This window comes from Bradyrhizobium sp. ARR65 (assembly GCF_000472385.1).
Classification (GTDB): domain Bacteria; phylum Pseudomonadota; class Alphaproteobacteria; order Rhizobiales; family Xanthobacteraceae; genus Bradyrhizobium.
Genome location: NZ_AWZU01000109.1, coordinates 1 through 5,233, shown reverse-complemented (window position 1 = coordinate 5,233; position 5,233 = coordinate 1). Strand labels below are relative to the sequence as shown.

Annotated in this window: 7 protein-coding genes and 2 pseudogenes; 3 read left to right on the top strand and 6 right to left on the bottom strand. The window is 58.1% G+C overall.

Annotated features, from left to right (window positions below; translation table 11 throughout):
• A pseudogene (locus F758_RS49145) lies at positions 1 to 163 on the top strand (PhoU domain-containing protein); the annotation flags it as partial.
• Positions 164 to 275: 112 nt separating this feature from the next.
• Positions 276 to 377 (top strand): annotated as a pseudogene (locus tag F758_RS50610) (SGNH/GDSL hydrolase family protein); the annotation flags it as partial.
• 333 nt (positions 378 to 710) lie between these two features.
• Here F758_RS50610 and F758_RS50605 read toward each other — a convergent pair.
• The 4 genes from F758_RS50605 to F758_RS0142485 all read right to left on the bottom strand — a co-directional run bounded on the left by F758_RS50605 (position 711) and on the right by F758_RS0142485 (position 2,908).
• On the bottom strand, positions 711 to 935 hold the full coding sequence (locus tag F758_RS50605) for a hypothetical protein (RefSeq protein ID WP_157450551.1): 225 nt from the start codon (positions 933 to 935) through the stop codon (positions 711 to 713).
• A gap of 87 nt (positions 936 to 1,022) precedes the next feature.
• Positions 1,023 to 1,379: a hypothetical protein gene (locus tag F758_RS49135; protein ID WP_198026717.1), complete on the bottom strand. Its 357-nt coding sequence runs from the start codon at positions 1,377 to 1,379 to the stop codon at positions 1,023 to 1,025.
• 40 nt (positions 1,380 to 1,419) lie between these two features.
• On the bottom strand, positions 1,420 to 1,590 hold the full coding sequence (locus tag F758_RS51370; RefSeq protein WP_198026716.1) for a hypothetical protein: 171 nt from the start codon (positions 1,588 to 1,590) through the stop codon (positions 1,420 to 1,422).
• Positions 1,591 to 2,182: 592 nt separating this feature from the next.
• Entirely contained in the window at positions 2,183 to 2,908 is a 726-nt protein-coding gene (locus tag F758_RS0142485) for a Crp/Fnr family transcriptional regulator (RefSeq protein WP_245286781.1), read from the bottom strand.
• 275 nt (positions 2,909 to 3,183) lie between these two features.
• On the opposite strand from F758_RS0142485, the gene F758_RS46170 reads away from it, so the two are divergent.
• On the top strand, positions 3,184 to 4,050 hold the full coding sequence (locus F758_RS46170; RefSeq protein WP_051387217.1) for an MEDS domain-containing protein: 867 nt from the start codon (positions 3,184 to 3,186) through the stop codon (positions 4,048 to 4,050).
• Positions 4,051 to 4,490: 440 nt separating this feature from the next.
• On the opposite strand, the gene F758_RS0142470 is transcribed toward F758_RS46170, so the two are convergent.
• The gene (locus tag F758_RS0142470; protein ID WP_024513442.1) at positions 4,491 to 4,802 is read right to left on the bottom strand and encodes a non-heme iron oxygenase ferredoxin subunit; all 312 of its coding nucleotides are present in this window, start codon (positions 4,800 to 4,802) and stop codon (positions 4,491 to 4,493) included.
• Positions 4,803 to 4,864: 62 nt separating this feature from the next.
• Positions 4,865 to 5,233, bottom strand: a 369-nt coding sequence (locus tag F758_RS0142465; RefSeq protein ID WP_024513441.1) for a superoxide dismutase, incomplete at its 5' end; no start/stop codon positions are given.

Sequence of the window (5,233 nt, the reverse complement as noted above, 5' to 3'; positions counted from 1 at the left end):
GGAGCTGACCCGTCTGGTTGCGGAGATGGGCGGCCTCGCCGAGCGCATGATCGTCGAGTCCGTGGATGCGCTGGTTCGCCACGACGTCGCGCTCGGCCAGCGCGTGGTCGCTGCCGATCTCGAGATGGACAACATGCAGCGCATGATCGAGGAGCGGGCGGTACCAGGTCAGCGTCACGAAGAAGGCCGCGATCAGGTAGACGATGCAAACCCATAGCGTGATGTTCGACGACAGGATCCTGCGAGTCAACCGCGCTCTTCAGGGAGGCGAGCAGCCGTCCGCGGATATCACCGTCATCAATGCGGGGCGCGGCGGCGAGGATGCGCCGGAAATGATGAAGCGGCTGCAGAGCTCGGTGATCGACCTGCATCCCGAAGATTGTAAAGATGCGCTCCTTGGCTGGTTGGATGTGGGTGGTGGAAGTGAGCAGCACCGAGAAATCAGTGGGCACTCATCGCGACCGTGATGGCGCCATCCGCCGCGCCAAAAACTTCATCGACGAGCGAGTCAACAAAAATGAGCAGAACGGAGGCTAGGACAACGAATCAGTCGTAATCCTTGGTCGTCCGCCGCTTTTCGACCTCAAAATCTTCCGGCGGCTCGGGCTCGATGTCGTCATCGATCTGGCTATTGCACCCTGGGCCACGGGTCGCCTGGCGCACCGCAGCCGCATGGCCTTAGCATGCCTTTGTTTTTGGAGTGAGGACAATCATGTCGATGCCAATCTCGCTAAATGGGTGCGCCCAAGCAGCTTCTCATCGCGAGTCGGCAATAACCCGCGCTCATAAGCAAGCTTGTAGGCGTATGCGGCCGTTAAGCCGTTGCTCAGCGCAAGTTCGGTTCCTTTGATGGGATCGTCTAGATAGGCATACAGGATTTGCTCACGAATTTCTTTGCTGATCCTGTTGCGGCTATTACATCTTCCAGTTGTCATTTGGCGCCTCCTTATGCGAAGCGATACACGGCATCGGACGAGTTGGGGCTAGTGGGCGGGAGCTGCTGATTGCCCTTGCGCTCGCGATCAGCCCATGCTCCCCGGCATGAAGCAGCGCGCCTTCGGGTGACCATTTAGGTAGTAAGGCCAGACCATCGTACGGCCAGCGCGGTTCGGTCCATCCACGACAGCATCGTTCGGAACATCAACCCACTCGCCATCAATGCGCACGCGATAGTGACCATCCTTAGTTTCCCAATCGGCATCATCAACGCGCTTCGCATCGCTGCCATCGCAGCAGGGCCCTTTGCCGCTGTGCAAGCTCTCATACCAACTGTTCAACTCAGGGCGCTGATAATCGTGAGCGCGAGCGTGACCGATTGTAGAAATCGGCGGCATGACAGTGAATACAACAAGCGTTGCATGCCAAAAGTGATTGTTCATCTCACACCAGTCCCGGAATCTCTCTGTGCAGTCAGGAAATTCATCCATCCGCATCAACATGCGAAGCTTTCACAGCTCGCCGCTGGTAGTCGTCGGCAAGAGCCTTAAGCTGACCCGCAATCGCTGAGTCGGTCATGGTCTTCGCAGCACGGAGCAAAGTCTGTGCCGTCTCTGAATATTCCTTGCCTCGTTGTGAAATCTGCACCGTCATAAAGCCCTCGCGCGGTTCTCTGCCAGCCGATCGAAGGCAATTTGTACCCAGCCGACCCAATTGCGGTCACTTTCCCTGCGAGCTCTGAAGCGATCGACGCACTTCTTGGAACAAAGCGGGGTTCGCCACGAGTAGTGCCGGACGAGACCAAACTTGCCATCACACACTGCGCATCGCGCGGCTCTGCCAGATCTAAGACTTTCGGAGCAGTTGGGCATTGTAGTCTCCTCTTGGTATTATCGTCGCTGTATGTCGATCATCCTTTTTTTCACCGTCGCACTTCATGAGCCTGTGCACTTTTTCCAACGCATGCAACCTAAGACGATCGCGTTCAGTGGCTCAATTGAACGTAGGTAATTGTCCGGCATCGAAAGGTGTCAGGGAACAATACGAAGGTTTATGGGGGATCGCCGTTAAAGCCGACGACTTTCGCAACGGGTCAGACCCGGAAGGACGGGCCTAACATGACGCGGGTGACCCGAAGGCGACATGGGCCGTGTGCGGGCACGGCCGTGCCGTGCGCTACGCAGCAAGGCCAATGCGGTCTTCCATGATCGCAGTGGCCCACTTACCTTTTGAGATGCGTCAATCATTAATCATCCGGCCCAACCGTGGCTTGGGATCGGGCTGTGTTCATCGAGAAGATCTCCTCGATTTCCAGGCGCATGGCGCCGTGGCATTCGCACGCTGCCGCCGCGAGCCGCGGTCGATCAATTTCGATCTGGCCTCGCCGATCAACTCTGATCGCTCCGGAGGCGCGCAGATTGCGCATCAGGAGCGTCACCGTCGTTCGTCGCACACCGAGTATTTCCGACAGCGTCTCCTGGGTGAGCGGGAGGACGTCGTCGCCGATGTAGTCGCATAGATGGAGCAGCCAGCGTGCCATGCGAGCCTTGACCGGATGCAAACCATTGCAGGCCGCGCCGAGCTGAAACTGTATCAGCATCGCCCTCATGTGAATCTGGACCGCGTGCCGGATTGCGGGGCTCCGGTTGAAGGCGGCCTGAAATCGCGATGAGGGAATCCGCGAGGCGGTACCCGCCGCACGAACGATGGCGGTAACGGCCGATGGTGACGGCCCGAGCACGGAAAGGCTGCCCACTACCCCCTCGCGCCCGACTGCGGCGGTGGCAATCGTCCGTCCGTCGGCCATGTCGATCATCAGTGAGATGGCGCCGCTATGAGGGAACAAGACGTGCTCGATCTGGTCACCCGCTCGCGAGAGGACCGCATCCTGTACGAGCGCGACCGTCTCTAGCTCGGGCCCCAGCAGATCGAAGTCCAATGGCGCCAGTGTTGCCAGAAGGCGGTTACGCATTCCGCCCTGAGCCGTCACTGCACGAAACCCGCAGTGAGGTATCCGCCACCTTCTCCATACCGAGCGGCGAGGAAAGGCGGCCTTAGAATTTGTTTAAATCTGCTCTCGAGATCCAAGTTCTCACTCGCTATGCAGCAATCGTCCGGTTCAATCAATTACCCGTGATGGCAAGTATGGCGGTTTGATCGATTTGACTACTCGTGCAACTACGAGGTCACAAAAGTGGCGGTCTATTAACCCTGGAGTTCACCCCTCTCGAGCGAGCTACCTTAACGATGATTGAACCTGAAAAGTCTGCGAGAAAGTCTCAGGCTTTGTGTCGGACCGGTATCCGCCCGCTTGGTGATAAGCCTTGGGGAACCCACGCCTGCTTATTTTATGAAACAGCGCAGGACCTGCTCGACGTTCACGCAGGATATTTTGGCGCAGGTCTTGCGGACGGCGAGTTCTGCATTTGGGCTCTGTCAGGACCCCTCCGCCGTGAGATGGCAATTAAAGGTCTGCGCGATTCCATTCCGGATTTCGAACATCACTTCTGTCAAAGCCGGATTGAGATCGTTCCGGGTTACGAGTGGTATCTCAAGGGAGGCGACTTCGATCCCGAGCGTATCACCGACGCCTGGAACGCCAAGCATGACGAAGCGCTTGCGCGAGGCTTTGCAGGGGTGCGGGTCAGCGGCAATGCGTTCTGGTGCCACACGCCCATGTGGCAAAGATTCTGTGAGTACGAAGCTGCGCTTAACGGTGCGCTGGCTGGGCGGAGGATGATCATCTTATGCACGTACTCATTGGGTGAAAGCCGGGCGGCTGACATGCTGGACGTGGCATGCACGCATGACATCTCAATAAGCATCCGCAACGGCAAATGGGAATTTCTTGAGAGCCCCAAAGATGAGGAAACGAAGACGCCACGATTGAACCCAGCGGACTTTCTGTCGAATCCGTTTCCGGGAAGTGGGTCCTTGAGCGACCGAGAAAAGGTCATTCTGACGCAATTGGTCAAAGGCGCTTCCAGTAAGCACGTGGCGCGCGCGCTTCTAATCAGTCCACGCACTGTGGAGTTTCATCGCGCGAACATCATGCGCAAGCTAGGCGCTCGGAATTTTACGGAAGTCATGGGAATGCTACTCGGAATGCGATAGCCGAGGTGCTGAAGGTCCCAGAAATCAACCCACCCACAGCGAGAGAAGGCGGCTGACAAGCACGGCCAACCCGAGGATAACGATGGTCAAGAACAGCCGGTCCATGAAGACCAATGCGAGATCGGATGCCCCCTTCCGGCGGGGAAAAATGCTAGGTCGCGCAAACCAGTGATTGCGAGCGGCCTGCCTGCGCACGCTGTGTCGCTTATTGACCCGTTTGAGACGTTCCGGTCGGCGCCGCAGAGGTCCGCCTACCGGGCCTAGCCGGAAATCATCATGTCGGAGGCCGAACCGGCGCTTTTGACCCGATGCGGAAGTTGTGGACGCACGCAACACGCTACACAGCCACACGGGCTGGTAACTGCGGTCTCGCCGCATCGTCGACAACACTCGCTCCGGGCAAGCACCTCGGGGCATCAACGCTCAATCGAAGGTAGCGCTCACTCCACGTCAACTTCGATGTCAGTTCCCATCACGCGGACGCTGTAGCAGGCGACATCGTCGTAGGCCGGCGGACCAAGAACGCTTCCGGTCCGAACGTCGAATTTCGCGCCATGCAAAGGGCAGGTCACCTCGTGGCCCGAGATTTCTCCCTCGGCCAAGGAGCCCTGTTCGTGGGTGCACATGTTGTCGGTCGCGAAGAACTCGCCGTTGATGTTGAACAGGGCGATCTGTCTGCCCCTGGCATCGACCAGGCGAGCTTGACCGGGTTTGATCTCGTCCGTTCTTGCGACCTTCACAAAGTGGGTCATTTTGCTTGCCTCTTGCCTGCTTCTCCCTGCCTTCAGGTACGGCCGGAGAAAAGCAGACTGATCTAGACACCAAGCGTGCCTGCCTTCGCGGCGGCGTAGCGCTCCGCAATCTTGTCCCAGTNCACAGTATTCCACCAGGCTTTGAGGTAATCAGGGCGGCGGTTCTGGTAGCTGAGATAATAAGCGTGCTCCCAGACATCGTTGCCAANCAACACCCGCTTGCCGTCCATGAGCGGAGTGTCCTGGTTCGGGCGGGTCTCGATCGCGAGATTGCCATCCTTTGTGACGGTTACAAACACCCAGCCCGAGCCGAATAGGCGTCCGCCCGCAGCATTGAAGTCGGTCTGGAATTTCCCCAGGCCGCCGAGATCGCGATCGATCGCTGCCAGTACCTCGCCTTCGGGCTTGCCGCCGTTTGGTCCCATGATCTC